Origin of the sequence: Wolbachia endosymbiont of Oedothorax gibbosus (assembly GCF_936270435.1) — a bacterium.
In the GTDB taxonomy this organism is placed as follows: domain Bacteria; phylum Pseudomonadota; class Alphaproteobacteria; order Rickettsiales; family Anaplasmataceae; genus Wolbachia.
Map to the genome: position 1 here is coordinate 215,068 of NZ_OW370567.1, position 25,270 is coordinate 240,337.

27 protein-coding genes are annotated in these 25,270 nt (G+C 34.1%); 20 read left to right on the forward strand and 7 right to left on the reverse strand.

The genetic code is table 11. The features are described from left to right. Window positions 1–76 precede the first annotated feature (76 nt). The 4 genes from NBW39_RS01115 (at window position 77) to NBW39_RS01130 (ending at window position 6,414) form a co-directional block, all read left to right on the forward strand. Window positions 77–466 (forward strand): hypothetical protein, encoded by a 390-nt coding sequence (locus NBW39_RS01115; RefSeq protein ID WP_250295724.1) that lies wholly within the window; start codon window positions 77–79, stop codon window positions 464–466. Window positions 467–514: 48 nt separating this feature from the next. Beyond that, entirely contained in the window at window positions 515–2,869 is a 2,355-nt protein-coding gene (locus tag NBW39_RS01120) for a VirB4 family type IV secretion/conjugal transfer ATPase (RefSeq protein WP_250295366.1), read from the forward strand. After that, window positions 2,850–5,816, forward strand: a complete 2,967-nt coding sequence (locus tag NBW39_RS01125) for a hypothetical protein (protein WP_250295367.1) — start codon at window positions 2,850–2,852, stop codon at window positions 5,814–5,816. Before NBW39_RS01120 ends, NBW39_RS01125 begins: the two co-directional genes overlap by 20 nt. 112 nt (window positions 5,817–5,928) lie before the next feature. Next, window positions 5,929–6,414, forward strand: a complete 486-nt coding sequence (locus NBW39_RS01130) for a WBM0748 family T4SS-associated protein (protein ID WP_250295368.1) — start codon at window positions 5,929–5,931, stop codon at window positions 6,412–6,414. Here the strand turns inward: NBW39_RS01130 and NBW39_RS01135 are convergent. After that, window positions 6,411–6,881, reverse strand: a complete 471-nt coding sequence (locus NBW39_RS01135; RefSeq protein WP_250295369.1) for an SH3 domain-containing protein — start codon at window positions 6,879–6,881, stop codon at window positions 6,411–6,413. The genes NBW39_RS01130 and NBW39_RS01135 overlap by 4 nt on opposite strands. A 73-nt stretch (window positions 6,882–6,954) precedes the next feature. On the opposite strand from NBW39_RS01135, the gene NBW39_RS01140 reads away from it, so the two are divergent. Together NBW39_RS01140 and NBW39_RS01145 are read left to right on the forward strand one after the other, a co-directional pair. Further along, window positions 6,955–8,283, forward strand: coding sequence for a dihydrolipoamide acetyltransferase family protein (locus tag NBW39_RS01140; protein WP_250295725.1), 1,329 nt, complete (start codon window positions 6,955–6,957; stop codon window positions 8,281–8,283). A gap of 78 nt (window positions 8,284–8,361) precedes the next feature. Then, window positions 8,362–8,889 (forward strand): hypothetical protein, encoded by a 528-nt coding sequence (locus NBW39_RS01145; RefSeq protein ID WP_250295370.1) that lies wholly within the window; start codon window positions 8,362–8,364, stop codon window positions 8,887–8,889. Here NBW39_RS01145 and NBW39_RS01150 read toward each other — a convergent pair. Beyond that, window positions 8,862–9,721, reverse strand: a protein-coding gene (locus tag NBW39_RS01150; RefSeq protein ID WP_250294642.1) for an IS630 family transposase whose coding sequence is annotated in 2 segments (ribosomal slippage) — window positions 8,862–9,397 and window positions 9,397–9,721 — 861 coding nt in all. Because the reading frame shifts where the segments join, the coding sequence is not laid out codon by codon here. The genes NBW39_RS01145 and NBW39_RS01150 overlap by 28 nt on opposite strands. A 38-nt stretch (window positions 9,722–9,759) precedes the next feature. Between NBW39_RS01150 and NBW39_RS01155 the strand changes: the two genes are divergently transcribed. Further along, window positions 9,760–9,927, forward strand: coding sequence for a hypothetical protein (locus tag NBW39_RS01155; protein WP_250295371.1), 168 nt, complete (start codon window positions 9,760–9,762; stop codon window positions 9,925–9,927). Between the two features lie 45 nt (window positions 9,928–9,972). Here the strand turns inward: NBW39_RS01155 and NBW39_RS01160 are convergent, their stop codons facing one another. The 4 genes from NBW39_RS01160 to ispD form a co-directional block, all read right to left on the reverse strand. Then, on the reverse strand, window positions 9,973–11,190 hold the full coding sequence (locus NBW39_RS01160) for a KAP family P-loop NTPase fold protein (protein ID WP_250295372.1): 1,218 nt from the start codon (window positions 11,188–11,190) through the stop codon (window positions 9,973–9,975). Between the two features lie 3 nt (window positions 11,191–11,193). After that, the gene (recR, locus tag NBW39_RS01165; protein WP_250295726.1) at window positions 11,194–11,793 is read right to left on the reverse strand and encodes a recombination mediator RecR; all 600 of its coding nucleotides are present in this window, start codon (window positions 11,791–11,793) and stop codon (window positions 11,194–11,196) included. Between the two features lie 244 nt (window positions 11,794–12,037). Next, window positions 12,038–12,262: a hypothetical protein gene (locus NBW39_RS01170; protein WP_250295373.1), complete on the reverse strand. Its 225-nt coding sequence runs from the start codon at window positions 12,260–12,262 to the stop codon at window positions 12,038–12,040. Window positions 12,263–12,771: 509 nt separating this feature from the next. Beyond that, the gene (ispD, locus tag NBW39_RS01175) at window positions 12,772–13,983 is read right to left on the reverse strand and encodes a 2-C-methyl-D-erythritol 4-phosphate cytidylyltransferase (RefSeq protein ID WP_458695379.1); all 1,212 of its coding nucleotides are present in this window, start codon (window positions 13,981–13,983) and stop codon (window positions 12,772–12,774) included. 486 nt (window positions 13,984–14,469) lie between these two features. On the opposite strand from ispD, the gene NBW39_RS01180 reads away from it, so the two are divergent. The 6 genes from NBW39_RS01180 (at window position 14,470) to NBW39_RS01205 (ending at window position 20,064) form a co-directional block, all read left to right on the forward strand. Continuing rightward, the gene (locus tag NBW39_RS01180; RefSeq protein WP_250295375.1) at window positions 14,470–15,534 is read left to right on the forward strand and encodes an AI-2E family transporter; all 1,065 of its coding nucleotides are present in this window, start codon (window positions 14,470–14,472) and stop codon (window positions 15,532–15,534) included. 129 nt (window positions 15,535–15,663) lie between these two features. Continuing rightward, on the forward strand, window positions 15,664–16,299 hold the full coding sequence (locus tag NBW39_RS01185) for a DnaA ATPase domain-containing protein (protein WP_250295376.1): 636 nt from the start codon (window positions 15,664–15,666) through the stop codon (window positions 16,297–16,299). 355 nt (window positions 16,300–16,654) lie between these two features. Beyond that, window positions 16,655–17,641 (forward strand): tyrosine recombinase, encoded by a 987-nt coding sequence (locus tag NBW39_RS01190; RefSeq protein ID WP_250295377.1) that lies wholly within the window; start codon window positions 16,655–16,657, stop codon window positions 17,639–17,641. Window positions 17,642–17,696: 55 nt separating this feature from the next. After that, window positions 17,697–18,422, forward strand: a complete 726-nt coding sequence (locus tag NBW39_RS01195) for a lysophospholipid acyltransferase family protein (RefSeq protein WP_370273682.1) — start codon at window positions 17,697–17,699, stop codon at window positions 18,420–18,422. A gap of 50 nt (window positions 18,423–18,472) precedes the next feature. Next, a complete protein-coding gene (gene rpsT / locus NBW39_RS01200) occupies window positions 18,473–18,742 on the forward strand; it encodes a 30S ribosomal protein S20 (RefSeq protein WP_250295379.1) in 270 nt (89 codons plus the stop codon). Between the two features lie 80 nt (window positions 18,743–18,822). Next, window positions 18,823–20,064, forward strand: coding sequence for a citrate synthase (locus tag NBW39_RS01205; protein ID WP_250295380.1), 1,242 nt, complete (start codon window positions 18,823–18,825; stop codon window positions 20,062–20,064). Between the two features lie 263 nt (window positions 20,065–20,327). On the opposite strand, the gene NBW39_RS08675 is transcribed toward NBW39_RS01205, so the two are convergent. Continuing rightward, a complete protein-coding gene (locus NBW39_RS08675; RefSeq protein ID WP_256466304.1) occupies window positions 20,328–20,453 on the reverse strand; it encodes a hypothetical protein in 126 nt (41 codons plus the stop codon). A gap of 383 nt (window positions 20,454–20,836) precedes the next feature. Between NBW39_RS08675 and NBW39_RS01210 the strand changes: the two genes are divergently transcribed. From NBW39_RS01210 to NBW39_RS01240, 7 genes are all read left to right on the forward strand, one after another. Continuing rightward, complete coding sequence (locus NBW39_RS01210) at window positions 20,837–21,376, forward strand: demethoxyubiquinone hydroxylase family protein (protein ID WP_250295381.1); 540 nt, start codon at window positions 20,837–20,839, stop codon at window positions 21,374–21,376. 170 nt (window positions 21,377–21,546) lie between these two features. Further along, entirely contained in the window at window positions 21,547–22,515 is a 969-nt protein-coding gene (locus tag NBW39_RS01215; protein WP_250295382.1) for a hypothetical protein, read from the forward strand. Next, window positions 22,512–23,304 (forward strand): IS5 family transposase gene (locus NBW39_RS01220; RefSeq protein ID WP_250294670.1). Its coding sequence is split into 2 segments (ribosomal slippage): window positions 22,512–22,775 and window positions 22,777–23,304, totalling 792 coding nucleotides; the frame shifts between segments, so codons are not numbered across the junction. Before NBW39_RS01215 ends, NBW39_RS01220 begins: the two co-directional genes overlap by 4 nt. Then, on the forward strand, window positions 23,301–23,519 hold the full coding sequence (locus NBW39_RS01225; protein WP_250295383.1) for a collagen-like protein: 219 nt from the start codon (window positions 23,301–23,303) through the stop codon (window positions 23,517–23,519). The genes NBW39_RS01220 and NBW39_RS01225 overlap by 4 nt, the downstream gene beginning before the upstream one ends. 65 nt (window positions 23,520–23,584) lie before the next feature. Beyond that, on the forward strand, window positions 23,585–24,457 hold the full coding sequence (locus tag NBW39_RS01230; protein ID WP_250294632.1) for an IS982 family transposase: 873 nt from the start codon (window positions 23,585–23,587) through the stop codon (window positions 24,455–24,457). A 141-nt stretch (window positions 24,458–24,598) separates the two neighbouring features. Further along, a complete protein-coding gene (locus NBW39_RS01235) occupies window positions 24,599–24,922 on the forward strand; it encodes a collagen-like protein (RefSeq protein WP_250295384.1) in 324 nt (107 codons plus the stop codon). Between the two features lie 32 nt (window positions 24,923–24,954). Next, window positions 24,955–25,233, forward strand: a complete 279-nt coding sequence (locus NBW39_RS01240) for a collagen-like protein (RefSeq protein WP_250295385.1) — start codon at window positions 24,955–24,957, stop codon at window positions 25,231–25,233. Window positions 25,234–25,270: the final 37 nt, after the last annotated feature.

Sequence of the window (25,270 nt, forward strand, 5' to 3'; positions counted from 1 at the left end):
GAATAAGTGAATTCAGTTCTTGCTTGTTGATATAAAAGTTGTTATATTTGAGGAATATTTAAAGGGTATTTAGTTGATGCGCATTCAATTGAATAAAGTTTTGGTTTTTATAGCCTTATTAAGTTTCATTTTTGCATCATATTCTAGCGAAGCTTCGGTGAGTGATGAATTAAAGGGTATACAAGAAACGGTAAGAGATTTTATTTCTTCATTTTCAATTAAAGATACTGTAGAAAATATGAGTCCTTCAACAATCATAGGGTTGTGTATAGCTGCGGTGATACTTGCAGTAGTGTTCAGAGGTCTAATCTTTTTTATGATAATGTTTGGTGTACTGATCATGATGTTTGGAAGTACAGAGAAGGCAAAAGATGCAATTTCAGCATTAGATAACAGGAAGAAAGAAAAGCAGTATGATGAACCAACGCAACTTAAAACTAACAACACATCGAATAATAAGTTATGATGGGAGATAGTGTTTTTTCTACTATCTATTAAATACACATGATGTTGTATGCAATCAAAAGTACCGGCTACTAGCTTTAAGCCTAAAAAAAAGAGCAGTCTAGCATTACTAGAGAGCATTGATTTAGATTTCATTCCTTATGCTTGTCATTACAATGAAGAAACTATACTAACAAAACAGGGAGAGTTGTTAAAAATAATCAAGTTAGAAGATTATTCTTCTGTTGATAATTACAGCGACCTTAGAACTGAAATTAGAAAAAGCATATCAAAAAATATTAATAGCCTATATTTTACCGTTTGGATTCATACTGTCCGAAAGCGCAATAAATTGAGCTTAAAATGGAATAAAACTGAAGACTTCTCTGATAAGCTACATTCAGCGCGGTTTGATAAACTCACTGATAGTAAATTACAGTATATAAATGAATTATATATTGTAATATTGTTTAGCGATTTTGGTAAGCATACTAATAATTCATTTTTTTTTAATAGAATAAAGAATAAGCATAAGCTGTCTTTACAAGAAAGTCACCAGGAGTTGCAAAAGATAACTGACTTAATTCACGATGATTTAGGACCTTTTGGAGCTAAAAAACTGGGTCTAAGATTTAGTGAAGGTAAAATATATTCTGAAATGATAGAATTTCTCCACTATATTGTTACATTAACGCACAAAGATTATCCAATACATGAAAGGGACCTGTCGCAATATATTAGAAATTTTAAAATAGCTTTTGGTTTCAATACGTTTCAGACAATCTTTAAAAATCAACAGAAATTTGGCTCTGTTTTCAGCATAAAGGAATACCGAGAAATCTCCTTAGGCAATATAGATAGGTGCTTGCAGCTTGAATCTGAATTTATCATTACAGAAATAATGATATTTACTAGTAATAGTAAGGCAATAAAAGAATTTAATAAACAAATTAACATGCTGCAAATTAGTGAGGATAATACCTTACTTAAAAGCTCAGGAATTGAAGAAATAATAGAGCTTGAAAAGACCTCTAGTCTAGACTTCTGCCAACAGAAAATTATTTTTACAATATTTGCAGACGATAGGAATAAGTTAGCCAAAAATATTAGTGATTTATCTTCTATAATGTCATTGATTGGCTTCATGATATTTAGAACTGATCTACATATGGAAAGTCATTTTTGGGCACAACTTCCAGGCAATTTTGCTTTTATTACGCAACCGAAAAATATATTAGCAAAATATGCTTGCAGTTTTGCTATGCTGCACGATTTTACGTCAGGTACATTAAAAGGAGGAAGGTGGAAAGAAGCGGTAACAGTTTTTTTCTCAAAAGAAGGAAATCCTTACTTCTTTAATTTTCATGGAAAAAGAAATAATGGCCATACTACGATACTTGGAGCTCCAAATTCAGGCAGAACTTCACTCATTAATTTCCTATTATCAGAATCAAGAAAGTTTAACCCAAGAATTGTCATATTGGATAACACTGGAAAATCAATAATTTTTACTAAAGCAGTGAGTGGTAAATATTATATAATCGATCCGAAGTATAAGGACAAAAGCCTAAAATTTAATCCACTAAACATTGAAGATAGTGCTTCCAATCGCAATATGTTGGTTGAACTGATCAAAAGAATGGTAGCCGATACGAGCTTGGTGGACGTAGAAGAAAAGATAAGAAAAATTGTGGATTCTATATTTGCTATACCCAAGGAATCACGTTCTATTTCACAAATTTCTGAGGTGCTCTTGCTCCTTGGGGGTAAGATAAGTAGATGGTGTGACGATGGTGACTTTGCTTACTTATTTCAAGATGGTGATGAATCAGATATTGACTGGGAAACAAAAATTATATCTCTCAACACCGCAAACCTTACAAAACAAAAGGAATGTATGTCCGTGATACTTTACTATTTTTTATATTCTTTTGAGGCAAAATGTGATGGCTTGCCTGCAATACTTGTTTTGGATGAAGCATGGGAGATAAGTAATATTTTTCCTACAGAGAAAGAGTTTGATAACTGGATGCAAAGAATGACGGAACTAAATATTGTGGTAATCCTAAGTACTGAAAATTTAAACCTCGCATTTGCTAGCAAATTTACTCAATATTTAGATAAACATGTTGATACAAGAATCTTGATGCCGAACGTCAATGCAAATAGATTATACATGAAAGCATTTTCTCTATCGAAAGAGGAACTGAATATAATTCTGCAGACGCCAACACAGGAAGGTTTATTTTTGATAAAACAGTATAAGGGGTTAGTAACTTTAAATTTAGATTTAAAGAATATGCAAGAAATACATGTACTTTCAGCTAATAAAGAGACTATAAAGTACATGTATGAGGCAATAAAAGAAAAAGGAGAAGAAGTTAATGAGTGGTTACCGGTGTTCTATGAAAAGTGTAAAGCTTAATTTCTTATTGATGTTCTTTTTGACATTTGGTCTTTCGTATCAAGGATATGCTGATTGTCCGCCTCTTGTAGAGAGTAATACTATACTTGAAGCTGGAGGCAAAAAAGCTTTGGAGGGTTTTTTAGCAATTTTTACTTTTGGTACTAAAGGTAGTTTTAAAGTTGATGAAAAGCTATACCAATATATTACAGTAAGACAAGTAAAAGACCAAGGAATTGATGGTTATTTTAATCCAAAGATTCAAGTCTGTGATTATGAAGGAAAAGATAATTGTTATATATTACCTAGTGGAACATCCTGCCGCCAGATATATGGTACACAAGATACAGGAGGTGGAGTCTCTGCAGCAGTGTTTATTGATTGGGAAGGAGATAAAACATCTGTTAATGCAAAAATAGCAGATAGTCTTGAGTGGGAATGGGCAGACAATGTTACTGATGAAGAAAAAACGAAGTTTGCTAAGTCTCCTAAAATATGTGCTTGTAGCCAAAAAGGCGCTTGTATGGGTAGTTCTGCATGGTTTTCAAGAGTGCTTCAGGGAGAAAATATTTTCCGTCCAGGGGATATGGAAAACGTTTGTGATACTTGTTCATCATGGAATAAAGGAAAGCAAAAGATAAAATGTGCCCCTGTGCCACTTGCACCTGGCCCCCCTCCGTTCTGTGAGCAACTTGCAATGTCACCTCCACAAGTTAGAATTGTTCCTATAACAGATAAAGACAATGATTACTTTAACCCTAAAGTTAAGGTAATAGCTGGTGATCTAATAGAAGAAGACAGAAAGATTGGAAAAGAATTAGATTTTCCCAGAAAATACAAAAAAGATAAAGCTGGGGAGCGCCTTACTTCGGATGAAGTTGTTAGGGAGTATCCTATTTTGGATAAAGATGGCACGACACATTACTTCGCAACTTATAGAGAAAAAGATAAGCTCTGCGCTGAATACCATGGAACTCAAAGTATAGATGGAAAAAATCCACAGTTCGTCCGCTGCTTCCCGGCACCACCTGCTCCAGAACCTAAGATAGTGAAGGTAGCAAATGAAAACACGCTAGAAATAGAAATGAAGATGAGCGAGAGCACTTGTAGAGCACACGGAACCTACAGTAATGGTTCCTGTACTTTTAATGTTACCAACCATCCTGTAAATATTGGCCCTCTATCTTTAAAAGTAGTAAAACCAGCAATAGTAGCAAAAACGACTGATAGTAATAACAAAAAAAATTATATTGATAATATTATAGAAGGTATATTAGAAAGTAATCCGCAACAATTTAAAGTTCTGAAAGAATATGGCTATGTTCCTGATATTGAAACGGAATGTAAAGAGTTTCAGGGGAATAAGTGCAAATTGAACAACTTAGGACAACCAGAAATAGAAGTAAAGTATAAAGGAAATTCTAACAGTAAAATGCTTTGTCTTTCTGGTTGGCAGCCAGAACCAGAGGAGTTTGTTCTTAAAAGAGAAAATGAGATAATACCACTAAAATTAATGGGAACAAAATATATTAAATACAATGCTGTTTACTCCAAGGAATCAAATCAGTTCTATTATCTTCCAAGCAAGGAAATAGTTGACCTTTTGAAAGAACCTCAAAATCGGTTGGATAAAATAATATTTAATAAGCAAGGATACGTTTTCTTCCCTGACGAAAATAAGCAGAAGAAGGGAGAATGCAGTTACTGCGTGAATTACGATAAAGACATAGATGAACAATTTGCAAACAACAAAGTCAAAGTAGTATATAAGTTGATAGATACAGAGCATAAAGAAGGATGTAAGCAAGGTAATGATGGTTGCATCTGCTTTGATGGAAAGTGTAGCCGTTCAAAACAATATTTGAATAAAAATAAAAATGAAAATGATAAGCAATTTTACTTAAGGTATGAGGAAGTGGATTGTAAAGATAAGGATGGTAAAGTATTAAGAGATGAAAAAAATGAAGTACAAAAGTGTACACAATTAAAAGATCAACCGATTAAAGCAGATAGAACAGAGGTCTTTTACGCTGATAAATTGTGTAGGTTTGATTTGGAAGGTTTAAGAAAGAAATTAAAAGAAAAATTAAAAGAGAAAAAATTACAAGAGAAATTAAAAGAGATAATCGAGAAAGAACTGGAAAAAAAGAGCGAAAAGTCCCATGATTTTGGAAGTGGAAATCATGATGTGGATGGCTCACAAATAACATCTAGCCGTGTTGAAATAGAAGTGTGGGGATGTGGTGAAGCAGGTCACATAAAAGATACACCCACTTACTGCGGATCTTATGTAGATGATGCCACCAAGAAGAATGCCTGTTCCACTGAAACTAGAGCAGGAATGCCAGGAGATTATATTAAAGCTAAATTGGAAATTGATCCTGATTATCCTATCATTGACATTGAAGTTTCAGAGGGAGGAGGTAACAGAGAAACGAGATACACAGATAAGGATGGTGGTCCTATTTTTATAAGAAAGTGTCGTTTAGGCAAACAAGAGTGCAAGGATTTAATCACTATGGGAGGTGGAGGCATCTATAAAGACTATGAATATAAAGGTCGGTATAGGGATTATATGGAAACAATAATTGATGATAGTGTAAAATTAAAAAAAGAAACTATAGTAAAAGGATTGCAGTTTACTGAAGATAATAGGATAGCATATATAGAAAATGGTGAAATCAAGTATGAAACAGTAGAATGTAGAAAGGGTTTTAGAAGCAGTAAACCTGGTACAGGTGGTTGCATTGATAAAAGCAAAGGAATTTATGGTAAAGGCTCTGCAGGGTATGTGAAGATAACGCCTATTATAAAGGGATTTGACATAGACATAATAGATGATGCTATTGAAAAAAGGATAGGAAATCGATATGATCTCGGGAATGTTAGGGATTTTTTGACAGGTGATGCTGACACGAGTATAATTAAGATGATTGAAGAGGAAATCAAAAAAGAATTATTAAGGTAAAAAGATATAGCTCTGGAAATGATGCTCTTGTTTTAATAATTAATTAAAACAAAGCATGTAGTAAATGGTGTATCTTAACAAAAAGGTATAACGAATGTAAGGAGGGTACTTTATGTCTCTAAAGAATAAAATTTCTGAGTTAATAGAACAACAATTTAGCATTAAATACCATGACAATTATTTGGCTTACACTATACATAAGTGGGCTGCAAGTGAAATATCTGACTCTATTGCTTTTTGTATAATTGGTTGTGGAAATTGTAAGATTAGATATCAAGATATTGCAAATTCATTCAACATAAAAAAAGAAGAAATTGAACAAGATAATATTGCAAGCATAGAAAGTAAAATAAAAAGCGAAGCTGAAAAATCAGGTAGCGAGTTTTCTAAGTTGATCTTTAGGTTTGATCAATCGCTAAAAGAGCAGAGTGAAAAGTCTATTGTACAAATTTTAGATTCATCCGCTGAGGAGATGTTAAGGAGTTTCTGTGATAGCCCTGTACAGTCTCCAGAGCCTCAAGAACCCTCTGCTTCATCTGAAGAGCATGCTACAGAAGGCCCAGAAACTAGTGTTAATTCAGATCTTTTGTCAACCTAATCAACCCCATATATATGTTTTTTTTGTACCCATGCTTTGCGTTTTGGGGTGGAAAGAAAGCACCATTCTTCGTTGCATTTTTCTATCTTCATCACAACAAACTTGTCTATTTTCATAGTAATCTTGCTGTCTACACTCTGTTTTTGATATCCATAAGTATCTTCTTTTACAATCGCGTAGCGCTTATCACTAAGAAGATTGCCTTTTATCCATCCGCAGTCTTCATCTATATCGCAGACCTTTTTCCAACTCTCAAACTCTTCTATCACTTTCAGGGGCAGATTTTTGCAAGTGTATATCCATTTTACAGGATAGTGAAACCCTGGCCCCGTTCTCATGTTGATTTTATTTGATTTGGTTGAAACAAAGTTATTAGCAAACAAGCTATGGCTAAATAATAAAAACAATAGGATAATAGTACTGCCCAGTGTCATGCACTGGGATGACGTGAGGGATAGTTTATTCATCATAATTCACGATTAGGTTGACATAAGATAAAGAGTAAATTAAAAATTGAATAGATCTTTAAATGCAAAATCAATGCCTATAGAAATATTAATGCCTGCTCTTTCTCCGACAATGAGCAAAACTGGAGGAAAAATTGTCAAGTGGCATAAAAAAGAACAAGACAAAGTTGAAGTAGGCGATGTAATTGCCGAGATAGAGACTGATAAAGCCATAATGGAATTTGAGTCTGTGGATGAAGGAATCATAGCAAAAATTTTAGTAACAGAAGGAACAAGCGGCGTGCCTGTCAATCAACTGATAGCTTTAATGCTGGAAGAAGGAGAAGATGAAAGTGCACTCGGTAACTATGTTTCAACTTCTGCTACCAATATTGAAGCTAAGAAAGAAGTTGAAACCAATCCCTCAGTGCCATCCAACTCCTCAATGTCATCCAACCCTCCAATGTCATCTAACCATTCGATGTCATCCAACTCTTTGATGTCATCCCAGTGCTTGACACTGGAATCCAACCCCTCAATGTCATCCCAGTGCTTGACACTGGGATCTAGAAAAGAAGAAGATACTAAGACAACAGAAGGTAGAACAAAAATAAGCCCATTAGCTAAGAAAATAGCTCAAAATGAAGGTGTTGATGTAAAGCGATTAAAAGGTACAGGTCCATATGGCCGTATTATCAAAGCTGATGTGTTAGAGTCTTTAAGCAGTGGTATATGCACTGAAAGTCCTGAGATAGTTGAAGTAAGCAACATACGCCAAGTGATAGCGCAGCGCCTGACTGAATCCAAACAGAATGTTCCACATTTTTATTTAACTGTAGACTGCCGAGTTGATAAGTTAATATCGCTCAAAAATGAGATTAACTCAGCAGATGAAAACAATAAAGTAACAATCAATGACTTGGTTATAAAAGCTGTGGCTTTTAGCATGAAAAAATTTCCTGATATAAATTCTTCGTGGATAGATAATAAAATACTTAAATACTCGAATGTAGATATTTCAATCGCCGTGGCACTTGAAGATGGATTAATTACTCCTATAGTGAAAAACGCTGATAAAAAGGGTATTTTATCTATATCAAAAGAAGTGAAAGATTTAGTAAGCAGAGCAAGATCTGGAAAATTGAAACCTGAAGAGTTTCAAGGAGGAGGGTTTACTATTTCTAATTTAGGAATGTTTGGTATAAAAGCCTTCAGTGCTATAATCAATCCACCGCAATCTTGCATAATGGCAGTTGGTGCATCCAAAAAACAACCAATTGTTATAAATGAGAAAATAGAGATAGCAGAAATAATGACAGTAACACTCTCTGTTGACCACAGGACGGTTGATGGGGCACTCGGAGCAAAATTTTTAAATGCCTTTAAGCATTATATAGAGAATCCTCTGGCGATGCTTATTTGAAACCTGTTAGCATCGTTATTATAAAATTAATACTCTCAATTTATACTTTTATTAGTGAATAGGTTTAGAGGTAAAAAAATGAATACTACAGTAGAAAAAAATAATCCAAAAATTTTTCCTAAAAATGAAAACTCGAAAGGTATGGTTGCTCCACCTGTTCCTCCAAAATCTTCCCAAGCTAAATTTGCTGGAATAAAAGCGATTTTTGAGCGAAATGCATCTCATTCTCAAGCAAATGATAGTAATAAAACAGTGAGTAGCAATCTTGGAAGAACATTTGGCCCAACAATGCGAAAACTCATGGAAGACAATATTTATAGCACTCCTAACAAACAACGCCGTGATTCAGGGGATAGTGATGTTAGTAGCAGCACTCTTGATAAAAAAGCTAAAGCTTATAATCCACTTGATTGGAATCCAATCTATCAAGGTAAAAAGCGTTTTAGTTTAGACAATATGTCAAGCAACTCGTCTTCGTACAGTGAAAAAAGTAATATTTCAGATATAAGCGATAAGTCTAATAATTCAAACATTGTCAGATGTAATATTATAGCACTTCTCATAATAATCCGAACAGATCATAGAAAGGCAGAATCAACAGCATGACGAAAAGACTTGAATAGAGGAATGTTTTTCCTGACTCTGTTTTTTATAGCAAACCAATGATGTTCAATTTTGTTAAAATCTGGAGAATACGGTGGCAGATACAAAATTTCTGCACCAATCCCTTTAGCAAGCTTAATGATCTTATCAGACTTATGAAAAGTAGCATTGTCAAGAATGACAGTTTGTCCAGGTTCCAAGGTCGGTATCAAAAATTGCTCAAACCATCCATTAAAAATATCCATATTACAGTGGCCTTCAAAGGTTAATGGAGCAACTATTTTTCTTTCACTTAAAGCTGCAATCATACTGATTCGTTGAGTTTTCTTCCCAGATTTTAGGGCATAAAACCGCTGTCCCTTCTGACAATATCCATAGGGGTAGTCTTCAGTGTTGTCAATGCCAGACTCATCTATATACACTAAGTTTTTAGGTTCTTTTGTTGCTATAATTTTCAAGAATTTAGCACGTTTTTCTTCGCTTCTTTCCTTGTACCCATAGGTCTTTTTTTGCGTGTAAATCCAATTTTTTTCAGGGCTCGGTGGATAGTTTGGATACTAACGTTGCTCCAAAGTTTAGCCATTTCCAATAGAGTCTTTCCTCCGTTTTCTCTGGCAAATTTAGCAAAGGCATCCCAGTCGGTAATTTTGTGATTGTAACCTCCATTTCCAAGTTTTTTTGATTGAAAGTCACCTGTTTCTTTTCTTCTTTGCTGCCACTCCCACAAAGTAGTTCGTCCAATTTTAAATCTTGCTGCCACTGTTTCTCTGCTTTCTCCCTCGTCTAGAGCTTCCATTGCTTTTTTCCTTAAGTCATAACTATATGCTGCTGGCATACCTACCTTCACTACTACAAATCCTTATTTTACCTTATTTGGACTATTATGAAAAGTACTATACTAGGAGTAACAGTAAGGAAGACCTTCGTAAACCTGATGCTTCACATAATGACAAATCTGCAGGCAAAAAATTATCTAATGTCAACGTAAGCGAATTAATCAAAAAGTTTGAACAAGGTAATGATATAGTAAAAGGGCGTTAATCAAATGTTACCCTATCTTTGTATATGCAAAGGTAGGGTATCTTTTCAAAACATCATATCCTTCATAGCTTTGTTAATTTTTTCTGCAAAGGCAGTTTCTAGAGAAATTTTAAGTCTTTCCCATTCTTCTTGACCATTTATTTGAGCCAAAATTAGAGACTTATACTCACTCTCAATCTTCTCCAGCGCTTTTTGATACGATAAATCTAATTCTTCATATATATCAATATTTATCGATTGCAGTATTACCAAAAATGAAAACAAATTCGGATCAGGTAATTCTTCCTTTATATAATTCAGAAGACATAGTTTTATTTTTTTTGTGCAATATTCTATTGTTTTCAGCGATAGTGATAGGCTTTCTGCATAAAATATAAAACTATCTATAATTAAACTTTTTGATTTTTTCGGTAATTTAATATTTTCAAATAGTTCTTTTGTAAATTTTTCTATCGGTTGTTTTGGTAAATGTAAAAAGAGATCAGTAAAAGATTTTAGATCAAAATTCGGTCCAAGTATTGTGCTGATTGCTCTCTGTACATTACTCTTATCTTTACTTACAGAAATAATGAAAACCAGCCCCTCCACATCAAGCATATGCTTTATAGATTCCAAAAAATCGACAACGAATTTAGGACGGCACACATCAAGATTATCCACCATTATATAAATGTTTTTGTCTTTTCTGATTTTATTAACCACATCCGCTAACTGTGTTTTAAAATCTCTAGTACTCTCTTTTCTTCTTTGGAGAAGACTTAATTCACTCAAGACAAAACCTATGTCTTTTTTATCAGCCTCTTTTGCAGCATCAAGAAATACTGAAAGCATAGCAAGTGGAGATTTACTGATCAGCTTTCCTAGTGTGTTTAGAGAAAATAGCTCTTGGTTTATGTTCTTGAACTGTTGTATAACGCTTCTTTTTACTTCGTACGACGCAAATAAATCTTCAAATAGAAAATTTAAAAAAGAGGGTAGTGGTTGGTCCAATGCATTGATATCCCATGCACTATAATAAGCTGCAATTTCATTTTGCTGTTTTAACTCTTTTACCCATTCTTTCAAAAAAAACGTCTTGCCCCATCCATCATATCCTTCTAAAGATATTATTGTAAAAGACTGATCAATCGTTTTAATTATAGTGTTGAATTTGCCTGAAAATTGCTTATAGCCAAGATAGTCATTCTCCCACACCACCTCGGGTAGTGGTGCTGCTTCTTTCTTTTTAAATGTCATCCATGATATAAGTTTTTTTAAGTACATACCTTATTTTACATTTAACTCATATTCTTGTCTTGAAGTAAGTGCTATCCTCAGCGTTCCTTCATCTAGGTAGTCAATTTCTCCGCCCATTGGTATGCCGCAAGCAAGACGTGATATTTTCACATTCAAGTTTTTTAGCAATTCAATTATATATTGTGCAGTAACTTGACCCTCCAATGTCGGATTAATTGCAATAATTATCTCTTCAACTTTAGATTTTGTCACTCTTTCCAGAATAGTATCAAGGTTAAGTTCTTTTGGACCTATGCCGTTTATTGCAGACAATCTGCCCCCCAAAACATGGTATAAACCTGAATATATACTTCCTTTTTCAAATGCCCATAGATCACCTAATTCTTCTACTACACACAGTAACTTAGTGTCACGTTTTGGGTTAGTACAAATAGAACAAGGTGACTTAGTATCTAGATTTCCGCAAACTTCACACTCTATTATAAGATCTGCTAGCTCTTTAATCAAAGATGCAAGCGGTAGCATAACTTTTTCTTTGTTTTGGAGTAAATGTATAACTAACCTGCGTGATGATGATGGCCCTAAACTTGGCAATTTAGAAAAAGCATGAACTAGATTCTTTATGTTAATGTTCATTCAATAAATTCAAAATAGGCAGTCAAATGGTAACATCAAACCCTTTGTAAAGAAAGTGGTAAGTTTCTCTTAATCTCACTTTGATTAGCTATAGAAAAAATTTTTTACTCTAACGAAAAAAATTACTTCCGCATACTTAAAGCCTGATTATAATAGACTTCTTGCATAACCCAAACTAAGTAGAAAAAAGGTATCATCCGAGTATCTCTCCTTTGTCATCCTAGTGCCTCCTTTTTTGTCATCCCAGTGCCCAGACACTGGGATCCAGAAAAAAGAATGATGTCATGCAAGCCCCTATGATGTCATTCCAGTGCTTGACACTGGGATCTATCCAAAAGGGTGTCATCCCAGTGCCTCCTTCTTCTGTCATCCCAGTGCTTCCTTCTCCTGTCATTCCAGTGCCTCCTTCTCCCGTCATCAAAGTAGCTTGACTACTTGGATCCAGAAGAAAGAATGGTGTCATCAAAGTAGCCCAGACACTGGGATGACAAAAAAAGGAGCACTGGAATGACACCTTCCTGCCCAGTTCATGTTGCTATAAATATTAAAAAATTTACCAAACAAAAAAAAGGCAAAAGAAGCCCTGGTCATTGTTTATTTTCAGTATTTGGCGTTTTTTAAGTCTTAAACACTGCAATTTAGCTGCTTTTAAATGCAACTAACCTTAGCTAAAATGTTTAAGAAATTTACTAAGCAGAAAAAAAGGCAAAAGAAACCCCGTGGTAATTAGTGTTCACTCTCTAATCCTGCAAATTGGCGTACTATACTGTCTTAAACAGCGCGTTTCAGCTTGTGTAGGCAAAAACCTAGAAATTTGATAAAGACATAAGGTGCACATAGTGCAAAAAATTAAAAATAAGACGCCAACTACGTTGTTTTCTTGCTGTTTAATCTGCACAGATGAAGATAACTGAATACCTTCAGTTTCATGATAAGAAGGCTGGCGGAGTTTGTAAAGTAATTTTTTCGTTTCTATTCCCAATAAAAGTTTGTATGCAATAACACAGAAGCATATGCTGCTATTCCTTCATTTCTTCCAAGAGAACCTAATTTTTCTGCAGTGGTTGCTTTGATATTTACAAATTCATCATCAATCTCTAATGCTTTTGATATGAATTTCTTCATTTCTACTTTGTAAGGCGATATTTTAGGCTCCTCACAAACTATAGTAATATCTAAATTAGACACGCTGTACCCTTTTTCCTTTGCTTTTTTAGCAGCAAAGTCAAGAAAGTGAGATGAATTGCAATCTTTCCATTCAGAGGAACTAGGAGGAAAGTGCTCTCCTATGTCGCCACATCCTAGTGCTCCGAGTATTGCATCAACGATTGCATGTATTGCAACATCACCATCTGAATGTGCTTCTATTGCCATGTTGTGCTCAATTTTCACACCGCAAATTTTTATAAAGCTCTCAGCACCATTTTGAACTTTAATGAACTTATGTATATCATAACCAGCTCCGACACGAAATTTTGGCTCTTCAAAGAGAAGCTTTGCCATATTGATATCCTCTTTTGTGGTTAACTTAAAATTGCTTTTCTCACCTTTAATAATCGCAACATGTTTTTTGTGCTCTACCATTAGTGATGAATCGTCAGTAAATTCTTTGACTGATTGATGGCATGATAATAATTCTTTGAAATTAAAAATTTGAGGAGTTTGTATGGCTCTGAGCTTTTCTCTCGAAATCGTAGATTCAATAAAACTATTACTCACCAATGACATAGTGTCTTCGACTTCTACTGCTGGAACTACTCCTGTATATTGATCATTAATCATGAACTGAGCCAAGTTATCTATCAGAACATCTGACACAAAAGGCCTACAAGCATCGTGTATAACTACAAAATCTGGGTTAACTTTTTGTAAGCTTTCAAGCCCTAGTTTAACTGAACTTTGCCTGTTTTCTCCTCCGTATACAGGGCTTAGTAATTTAGTATCTGTAATTGGCGATATAGCTTTCTCATAGAAATTTTCATGGTCTCTATTAATTGCTATTCTTATGTAATCTATATATTGGTTAGCCAGAAATCTTTTAATTGTATGAAATAAAACAGATTTACCTGCAAGTTTTACATATTGCTTAGGAATCGTAGAACTGCATCTACTGCCTATTCCCGCTGCAACTATTAATGCTGCTATTTTGTATTTCTTAAGTCTGTTAGTGTGCATATTTATCACTTTTAGCGTGAGTGTATAATAGCAGGCTATCTAAAATTTCAATAGGATTAAGAAGAGGCCTATTTTCTCTTTGCAGAGGCTTCCCTCTTTACCCCAAATTCTTTTCAAAAAAAATTTTTGACTTTATATAAAAAATTACTTCCCCTACTTAATTAGCATAATTATAATAGCAAAAGAGATATTTAGAGAGCTCAAAATCTATCTTTGCCTGCAGGCCTTTCTATTACGCATCTAAAATTCAGTTAAAAATGTAGCGTATCTTCTTCAGCGTATGTGGGTGCACACACATGCTTAATCTCTGTCGTATGGCACTGCATTTTTTCTGAATTTTTTTTCACATGGGGGAATTCTATGCCTAAAATTCCATATTCTTAACAAAAAACTACTACTTAACAGAAGTAATAAATAGTATTACAAATCGTAAAATACTTTCAACATAGGAAAAATAAATTGCATATTTTTCAGTAAATTAGCTATGCTAAAAGCATGCAAAAACGTCATATAACTATTTGTTTTATACTGCTTTTTATAATAGGGATGTTATTCCTGATGCGTCCTATGATTTTTCCATGTTTAATATCTATTATTATTGCATATTTGTTTAATCCGCTAGTGGTCAAGTTTGAAAAGTATAGAATACCGCGTTCATGTTCTGTTATTTTTATAATACTTGTTTTATTAATAGCTTTTATACTAGTTATAACATTTGTTTTGCCTATTATATATGTTCAAATTACTTCAATATTAAATTTCTTAGTGAGTAAAGTGCCTTCATTAAAGCTTAAAGTAATCCCCTCTGTATTAGAATTTCTTAATATAAAAATCGAGGATAGCTTATTTGATCACTTATCTAAAAATCTAGCAGAAAATTACAGCGACTATGTATCTTATTTCATGAATGCTCTTGATATTGCTAGTAACTTTATAATCCAAGTGTTAAGTTCAAGCTTTAACACGTTATCATTAATGGTAATTACTCCTGTAGTGTTTTTCTATATATTACGTGATTGGCCTTTAATTATAGAAAAAGCTAGTAAATTAATTCCTATGCCTTATAGAGAAAAAGTTGCAAATTATTTTTCCAAAGTGGATTTCATTATATCTAATTATCTAAAGGGGCAGGTAAATGTATGTATTGTCATGATGGTCTTTTACTCTGTGAGCCTGAGCATAATCGGATTGGAACACTCTATTGTTATTGGAATTTTATCAGGAATGTTAACGTTCATACCTTACGTAGGGCCATTATTATATACCATTATTGGGTTTTTGAGCGCTATCACTCAATTTAGTGGATGGTTTGAAAGTGCTGCTGTTTTGCTATTATTTGGTGTTGGGCAATTAATAGATTCAAACATATTAGTTCCTTTATTAATAGGAAAAAAAGTTCATATACATCCAACTGTAATTATTCTGGGAATTACTATATGCGCTTCATATTTTGGATTTACAGGTATATTACTTTTTATTCCAATAATAGCAATGTTCAATGTATCAGTAGAATATGCAATCAATAAATATTTTAAAAGTGACCTTTATAAAAACGGCTAACAGACCTTTTGCATAATCAATTTATGGTAAGAAGAGAAATGAGCCCAGAATACCTGAGATATTTGAGGAGCGTAAGTAAATTTCTGCGCAAAAATTACTACCAGAAAGAGGTTACGTAAGAGGCTTAACGTGCAATTAAATTTATTTAACAACAATCAAGCTGATTATAGTCGGCAAAATTACATCATCTTAGATGAAAATAAGCACATATATAATTCAGTAATTGATGACTTATCTTGGAAATGTCTAATTCTTTTTGGACCTAAAAGCTCCGGTAAAACTCATCTTGCTCATATTTGGCAATCAATAAACGATGCAATTTTTATCAATGTGAATAACTTCGTAAGCGAGATTAGGTATAGTGATGCTTTTATTTTAGAAGACGTACAAAACATTAAAGATGAAGCAATGTTATTACATTGTTACAATTACATGAAAGAAAGTGACAAGAGACTGCTAATCACTTCTTCAATTTCACCAAAAAAGCTTAACTTCAAACTAAGAGATTTAAGCTCTCGAATATTGTCAACTATCAGCGTAAAAATTTTGCCTGCAAGCGAGGAATTATTAAGAATTATGCTAATAAAAAGATTTTCAGATAAACAGTTAAAAATTGATCTAAAAGTGATTAATTACATTTTAGCAAGAATAGAACGTTCTTTCTATAGCATTGACAAAATTATAAGGAAGATAGATAATGAATCTGTAGGGTCAAATGTGACCATTCCTTTTATTAGCACTTTATTAAAAAAAGATGCCATTTAATTCTTTCTTGTGTAAAGGTATATATTAAAAATTTATTAACACCAATAACACTAACGCAATTAAAATCTCCACCTGTCTGTGTTATAATTATAATAAATGTTATAATAAATATAGATACAGCTAAGAAGTATTCTATATTATAGTAGAGTTCACTTTATAAGATGTTTTTTATAGATTTGACGTTATAATTTAACTATGATAAAAGTAAGATTAAATTTAAAAAAAAGGTTAAAGCAAAAGTTTGTGATGTTCACTCTATTGATAAATGCCTTATTTGTCTCATATTTTCTCATAAGAAATACAGGAAACACTTCCAATCAAATTATAGCCAAAGAAATAAATATAGGAGCTGATAATGAAAAATAAACAGTCGCAAAATAAAAAAGAAAATCTTTACATAACATATTACATAGATGCTTTAGCTTCAGAGAGGTCCGCTACACAAAATACTTTGGAAAGTTATCGCTCGGATTTACACCAGTTTGAAGAATTTTTATTAGAAAGCGGTATTACCTTAGTTGGTGCAAACAAAACCAATATTAAAGATTATGTGGAATCTCTATGTACACAAAAAAAATATAAAAGTAGCTCTATATCAAGAAAAATATCTGCTATGAAAAATTTCTATAAGTGTCTATTTAATGACGGAATAATAGATTTTAATCCAGCGCCGGCTAATGATGCTGAATTAAAGAATCCAAAAGTTTCTCGTCCTTTGCCTAAGTATTTAAGTGTCGAAGAAATATTTTTGCTAATAGACACAGTGAGAAAATCAGCAGGCGAATCGAATAAAGAGATAAACAGTAAAAGGCTATGTGCGATTTTAGATATCCTTTACTCTTCTGGAATGCGTGTTTCTGAACTAATTAATATGAAGTTGTGTGAAGTGTCACATTTAATAAACAGTAATAACAAAGAATGCTATATAATAATAAAAGGAAAAAGTGGTAGAGAGAGGCAAATCTTTTTTAATGAACAAGCATTGCAGAGCCTTAGAAATTATTTATCAGTTCGTGACAATCTGCTCTCTAACAGAAAGGAATCCGATTGGCTATTCCCAGGTGATAAACCTAATAAACCAATTACAAGGCAGAGGATCGGTCAATTAATAAAGGAGTTAGCAAAAAAATGCAATATTAATGAAAATAAGATCTCTCCGCACGTGATTAGGCATTCTTTTGCTACCCATCTACTAAATAGCGGGGCAAATATTGTGTTGATACAGAAAATTCTTGGCCATACTAACCTTTCTACAACACAAATATATACTCATATTGCTAACGAAAAGTTAAAGGACAAATTAGCTGATTCGCATCCTATTACTCAGATGATCAATAATTAAACTTATTGCTTTTAATTTGTAGTAAAGTTAAACTCAAATAAGTTTATGTGAGTTTGTGATTTCAAGTTTATTGTTTAATTTCTTTCTTATATTATGGGAAGTATTCTATACTTTAATTGCTCTCCCTGTAATTTTCTTTCCTGAGTGTGTAATAACTATTTTCCTCGTCTGTTCGGTGAGAGTTGTATTATTCATGCTGCGTTTATTATGTGGCATTAAATATGAAGTGAGGGGAATGGAAAACATTCCTAAGCAACCTTTTATCATTGCATCTAAACACCAATCTCCATTTGAAACATTTATTTTTATACTACTATTTAGAAAAGCGGTTTTTATTTTAAAACGTGAATTGAAATGGATTCCGTTCATTGGTTTGCATCTTATAGCGCTGAAAATGATTTTTATTAACCGTTCAGATGGTATCAGTTCTATGCGTCGTATCATTAAACTAGCAAAAATGCGTATAAAAGAAAATAGAAGCATAATAATATTTCCTGAAGGTACAAGAACGACTATAAACCAAAATATAAAATATCAATCAGGTATTGCTGCTTTATATAGCGTATTATCTGTTCCTGTGTTACCGGTTGCTTTAAACACTGGTTTGTTTTGGCCAAAAAGCATACTTTCTCTGAGAAAGAATCCCGGAAAGGCAGTAATAGAAATATTGCCCCCAATATCTCCTGGGTTAAACAAAAATGAATTCTTGCAAAGTTTAGAAAAAATTATTGAAGAGAGAAGCAGTAGATTAACCATAGAAAAAACTGATATTGCAAATTAACAAAAAAACTTTATAATTAAAAAAAAGTACAGTATTTTAGGTATTAATATATGGCAAATCATAAGAGTGCTAAAAAAATGATAAAGGTAATAGCAAAGCGCACTTTAATAAATAAGATGCGGAAAAGTAAAACTCGCACCGCTATTAGAAAATTGGTTGATATAATCAAGTCTGGCGACAAAGAAAATGTTGTTCTGGCATTTCGGAATGCTGAATCTAATTTACACAAGTGTGTGAATAAAGGTGTTATTCATAGGAATACTGTTGCGCGTAAAATAAGTCGCTTAAATGCAAAAGTAAAAGCATTGATGACCGCTTAATACGGTTAATGTAAAGTTAACTGTATTAATATATACTCTTCAGTTTGTATATTCTGTATAAAATTTAAGTAGCTTAAGTGATGGATAAAAAAGTGCTATTAGAACTAAGTAATGGATTAAAAATTGAGCTACCTGTATTAAGCGGAACAATAGGTCCTGATGTGTTAAATATCAAGGATTTATATAAGATGACAGGATTATTCACTTACGATCCAGGGTTTGTTTCTACAGCTTCATGCTCTTCCACAATTACATTTATTGATGGAGATGAAGGAGTACTTAAATATAGGGGACATAATATAGCTGATTTAGCAGAAAATAATAATTTTACTGCTGTGATTTATTTATTGCTCTATGGTGAATTACCCAGTTCAGAGCAACACAAAAAATTTCTTCTCAAAATACAAAAATTATCCAAAGTATCAGAGCAAGTTACAGATGTAATCAAAGCATTTCCAAAAACTGCTCACCCTATGTCGATTTTAATTGCATGTTTTGCAAGTTTGTCAGCATCTTACCATGAAAAGCATGGCAACAGTGTCAATGGTGAAGACCTAGATTTTGGAATTTCTGCAATAGCACAAGTTCCTGCAATTGTTGCAATGATTTATAGGCATATCAACAATCAGGAATTCATAAACGCTAACAATGAATTAAGTTACAGTGAAAATTTCTTAAAGATGATATTTGGCGATGCTGTTGATAATGCACTTTTTGCAAAAGCTCTGGATAAAATATTTATTCTCCATGCTGATCATGAACAGAATGCTTCTACAGCGGCTGTCAGATTGGTGGGATCTGCTGGTTCTAATTTGTTTGCAAGTCTTTCTGCAGGAGTTGCTACACTTTGGGGACCAGCACATGGTGGAGCTAATGAGGCAGTTATAAATATGCTAAAAGAGATAGAGCAAAGTGGAGATATAGATAAATTCATCGAAAAAGCTAAAGATGATAAAGATCCATTTAAATTGATGGGATTTGGACATCGTGTTTATAAAAATTATGATCCGCGCGCGCGGATATTGAAAGACGCTTGTCATGAGGTTCTAAGTAAACTAGAACAAAATAATGAATTGCTCAAAATTGCAAAAAAACTTGAACAAATAGCTTTAAAGGATGAATATTTTATCGTGCGTAAGTTATATCCAAATGTTGATTTTTACTCAGGTATAATAATGAATGCTATTGATATTCCCTCAAATATGTTCACGCCTATTTTTGCACTTGCAAGAACCACTGGTTGGGTTACTCAGTGGTATGAAATGATAAATGATAAAGAAACTAAGATCTGTAGACCAAGACAACTCTATTTTGGTAAATAAATTTATTATTCACAATTTTTCTTTGAGCAATTTGGCTTCTAAGATCTTCAAATGTTTTTTTATGTATCCGTTTAGCGGAGTGGCAAAAATAAGGTAGATAAGGTAGTCTAAAAAGACAATAGACTTCTTGCATAACCCAAACTAAGTAGAAAAAAGGAACTCTTTTGTCATCTGAGTAGCCCCTATCCCAGTAGCCTTCTCTCGTCATCCGAGTAGCTGTACTGGTTCACCTTATGACGGTGTCATCCTAATACCTTCCCCTGTCATCCGAGTAGCCTCCTTCTTCTGTCATCCGAGTAGCCTCCTTTTTTTGTCATCCCAGTGCTTGACACTGGGATGACAAAAAAAGGAGCGCTGGAATGACACCTCTCTTGGGCTCTTTTAGCCATAAACATTAAGAAATTTACTAAGCAGAAAAAAGGCAAAAGAAACCCTGTTAGCCAGTTATTCACTATCTATTTTTTTAATTGGCGTTTTTTATTGTCTTAAATGCTTTAATAAGCGCATTTTAGCTTATTTGGGTAAAAACCCGAAAGTTTTATAAAGACATAGAGTGCACATAGTGCAAAAAATTAAACATGATACGCCAAGTATATTGAGTTTTTTGTCGTTTTATCTGCACAGATGAAGATAACTGAATACCTTCAGTTTCATGATAAGAGGACTGGCGAAGGGTGTCAGGTGATTTCTATCTGAAGTTCGTGCAGTTGTTGTATGGAATTTTATTTACTCTACAGCACGTTTATTTATAATAACACTGATGCAGGAATAAATGGAGGAGACATTGGAAAACAATATTAAAAAATTGAAAGGAAACTTTTTAGAACAAGCAATTAGAGTAAATCATGCTGGGGAATATGGAGCTATTTGCATTTATTCCGGTCAAAAGTTTATTCTTAAAAAATCTTCTATAATCAATGAAATAATTGAAATGGAAGAGCAGGAAAAAAAGCATTTTCACTATTTTAATGAGAAAATCAAAGAGCAAAAAATTCGTCCTACTGTTTTGTTGCCAGTTTGGCGTGTTTTAGGAGTGTCACTTGGCGTTGCAACTGCCATTATGGGCAAAAAAGCTGCTATGGCTTGCACTGCTGCAGTTGAAGAAGTTATAGGGGAGCACTACAAAGAGCAAGTTTCACATTTAGAAGATGGGGAATTAAGAGAAACTATAAGTAAATTTCGCGACGAGGAGTTAGAGCACAAAGATATTGCAATTCAGCACAATGCTGAAAGCGCATTTGGTTACAACGCTTTATCTTCATTCATAAAAACAGGCTGCAAAGCTGCTATTTACTTGTCCAAACTAATTTAACTAAGCAGCTTTCTTAAAGTGTTTTAAATGTTCTGATGACAACAGAAGCCAGGAAGAAATTCAAGTGCAACAATTATTTTATAACTATATTTACATATCACCATTATTAATCAATAATTAGTGTTTGTAAATTAACTGTGTCTAAAACATAGGCCACAAAGGAAGGGAAAATGCGTTTTAAGCTAGAAAAGGAAGATGCCCCAGGTAAAGACTGTAGTAACGCACCTCGTTATGTGATAACTACTAAAGTAAGAGTAAATAACGAAACAACACTTAGTCTGCCTACTACATCTTACGTTATTATCGATGAGCTTGGAGATCAGCGCCTTATTGTGATTGACCATGGCTATCGTGTAAAGAAGATACTAACTGTTTTACATAGAGAGCTACAATTAAAGCTAGAAAGAGTGGGAAATGATTACAAGTTGGCTTTAGGTACTGATTCAGATAAACCTTGCTATTATTACTACAATGGCAATGATACTTGTATAGATACTATTGATCGTATACCTAAGTCCAGCACAAATGGTACACACGTTCGTGTATATGATTATGACACATGTTCTATAGCGTTCAAATCGCTTGGAAGTAGTAGGGTTTTAATAGATCCAAAAGATGTAATAAGTAGTAAAAATATGAGTCTTATTGGCAATAGACTTGATATACGAGTTGGAGACAATGTTTTTAAAGAATCACAATCTGAATACAAGTTTTATAAGAGCGTTGAAATACATAACTCCGCTGGCAGTAAGGTTGGTATGTTGAATAATGTTGTTCCAATATTCGATTGGAGAAGTAATAATTTCAAGATATTCCCTTTTCATGCAATAGAGAGCTTGAAAGCGCAAGATAGCTATTTTACAACAGAAAAGTTAGGTAGTAATTATGTTGGCTGCATATCATATGAAAATAGCACATGCAAAAACTTTTATGATTTAAACCCTGATTCTTTTGGATATGGGCATCCAAGTCCATATCCTTATTATTATAACTTAGAAAATTTTGGTAACTTTTTGGAGGTTGATATGAAACTTGGAGAACTTATGGATTTAGAAGAAAGGGTTAGAATTTTAGAACCTGTTCATAATCTCAAAAAAGTGATAAACTATGAGATGATGTATATGAATAAGGATATATGAGAAATTTATACCCAAGTGACATAAGTCGAGAACAATTTGAAAAAATCAGATCAATTCTGGAGAGTAGTAGGAAGAAAACAAAACCAAGAAAACTTGATTTGTATGATGTATTTTGTGCAGTGCTGTACGTCCTAAAAAGTGCCTGTCAGTGGAGAATGCTGCCAAAAGATTTTCCAAAATGGCGAAGTTGTTACGAATATTTTAAAAAATGGAGTGAAAAACCAAGCGAAGATACAGAAAGTACTTTGGAGCGTGTATTAAAAAAAATTAGTTGGAGAGACACGTATCAGCAATGGTCGGAAAGAAAGAACTAGTTTTTGTATAATTGATGCTCAGAGCGTAAAAAATGCAGATACTGCTGAAAATAAGGGCTACGATGCAGGTAAAAAAATTTCAGGAATAAAGCGCCATATTGCAGTAGATACACAAGGTTTACCACACGCGATTTATGTAACAACGGCAGAAGCAACCGACCGCAGCAGTGCCATGAAAATGGTCGAAAATGCTAAAGAAAAACTCTCTGAAGTTAAAAATATACTTGTTGATGCAGGCTACACTGGAGAAAATTTTGCAACACAAATAAAAGCAACTATTGGTTCGACGGTCGAAGTAATAAAGCGAAGTGAATTACACACCTTTGTTGTACTGCCAAAGAGATGGGTTGTTGAGCGCTCTTTTGCTTGGTTGGAAAAATGTAGGCGTTTGTGGAAAAATTGCGAGCGGAAACTCAACACTAGCTTACAAATGGTCGTTCTTGCTTTCACTTCTTTACTCCTTAAAAGATTATGAACAGGTTCTTAGAAAGTAAAATTAAAGGATTAGACGGAAAACAAATGGTAGGAATGCCTGGACCTCCAGGTCAAAAAGGTGAGCAGGGCGAGTCAGGTCCAAAGGGAGATCAAGGTCTGGTAGGTTTGAAAGGCGATAAAGGAAATGTAGGTAATCAAGGCCTTCCAGGCCCAATGGGCTTTAATGACCTCAGTTATGGATTAGAAAATAGATAAAAGTATAACTAAGAAGAGGGAAACAGGGTAAACTCGAGTATTTTAGTAATAATAAGAGGTTACCCATGAAGAAAGATATTACAGAACTGTACTGTTGCGTCGAGGATTTTTGTCGTGCGGTAGATGATAATTTTGCAAATAGGTTCTTATCAAACGGCAAAAAACCAACCAGAGTACCAGAAATAGCGCACTCAGAAATTCTAACCATAATCCTATTATACCATAAATCACCATGTAAAAACTTCAAGGCTTTTTATCTTTGTTATCTTCAGTTATTCTATAGATCAGAGTTTTCAAAGCTGCCTTCATATCACAGATTTATTGCCTTAAAGCCGCGAGTTTTGTGGTATTTAGCATTACTTTTGCAATGGTTTTGTGAACAAGCAAAAATGACCGGGATTTCCTACATAGATTCTACTTCAATAGCAGTATGCCATCGAAAAAGAATCTCAAGAAATAAGGTTTTCAAAGGATTAGCAGAGTTAGGAAAGAATACTTACGGCTGGTTTTTTGGTTTTAAATTACATGTAGTAATCAATGAAATAGGTGAAATTCAAGGTGTTACGCTAACCAGAGGTAACGTCGATGACAGAAAACCTGTACCAACTCTAACCAAAAAACTAACTGGACTTTTGTTTGGAGATAAGGGCTATATAAAGAAAGAGCTCTTTGAGAAACTATTCGATAGAGGTCTAAAACTCGTCACTAAAGTGAAAAAAGGTATGAAAAATGCACTGATTTCGCTGAAAGAGAAGATTTTACTAGGGAAAAGATCGATTGTTGAAACGGTTTTTGGCTGCCTAAAAAACAAATTTGAACTTGAGCACACTCGGCATAGATCCACAGTAAATTTCTTGGTACATATTTTTTCTACCCTCATTTCTTATTCAATGCAATCGAAAAAGCCCTGTATTTCTCAGCTTTACTTCGTTGGTTAATCCATAACTGGGGTTAATGGTACGCAGGGGGAGAAAGGTATTCAAGGTCCAATAGGTCAAAAAGGAGATACGGGTCTTCCAGGTAATATTGGTCCAGTAGGTCCGAAAGGTGATCTTGGTCCTCAAGGTATACAAGGCCCAATGGGCTTTAACGGCACTCAGGGGGAGAAAGGTGTTCAAGGTTCAAGAGGTTGGAAAGGAGAGCCAGGTCAAGTTGGTAAAGATGGAACCCCTGGTCCAGTAGGTTCTCAAGGTAAACAAGGTAACCCAGGTTCTGAAGGACCACAAGGTCCAAGTGGAGCAAAAGGAGATAAGGGCGATCAAGGTGTACAAGGTCCTCAAGGCTTGAATGGTACACAAGGTGTACAAGGAGAAAAAGGTCCTCAAGGTTTAGTAGGTCCAAAAGGTGATATAGGTACTCAAGGTCAGCCAGGAGTGAAAGGGGCAGACAGCCGCCATGGTTAGAGGGTCCAAGAGGCCTTCCGGGTGAGCAAGGATTGCCGGGAGAGAAAGGTGATCAAGGTCAGATAGGTCCAAAGGGTGATAGGGGTAAGTCAGGAACAGATGGATTACCAGGAACTCCTGGACTCAAAGGAGATACAGGTCTGCAAGGAGAGAAAGGAGATAGAGGTGAAATTGGAGCACCAGGAACAGATGGATTGCCAGGAATACCCGGAGAAAAAGGAGATACTGGTCCTAAAGGTGATCAAGGTTTGCAAGGACTAAAAGGAGAAGTTGGCCCTAAAGACCTCAGTTATGGATTAGAAAATAGATAAAAGTATAACTAAGAAGAGGGAAACAGGGTAAACTCGA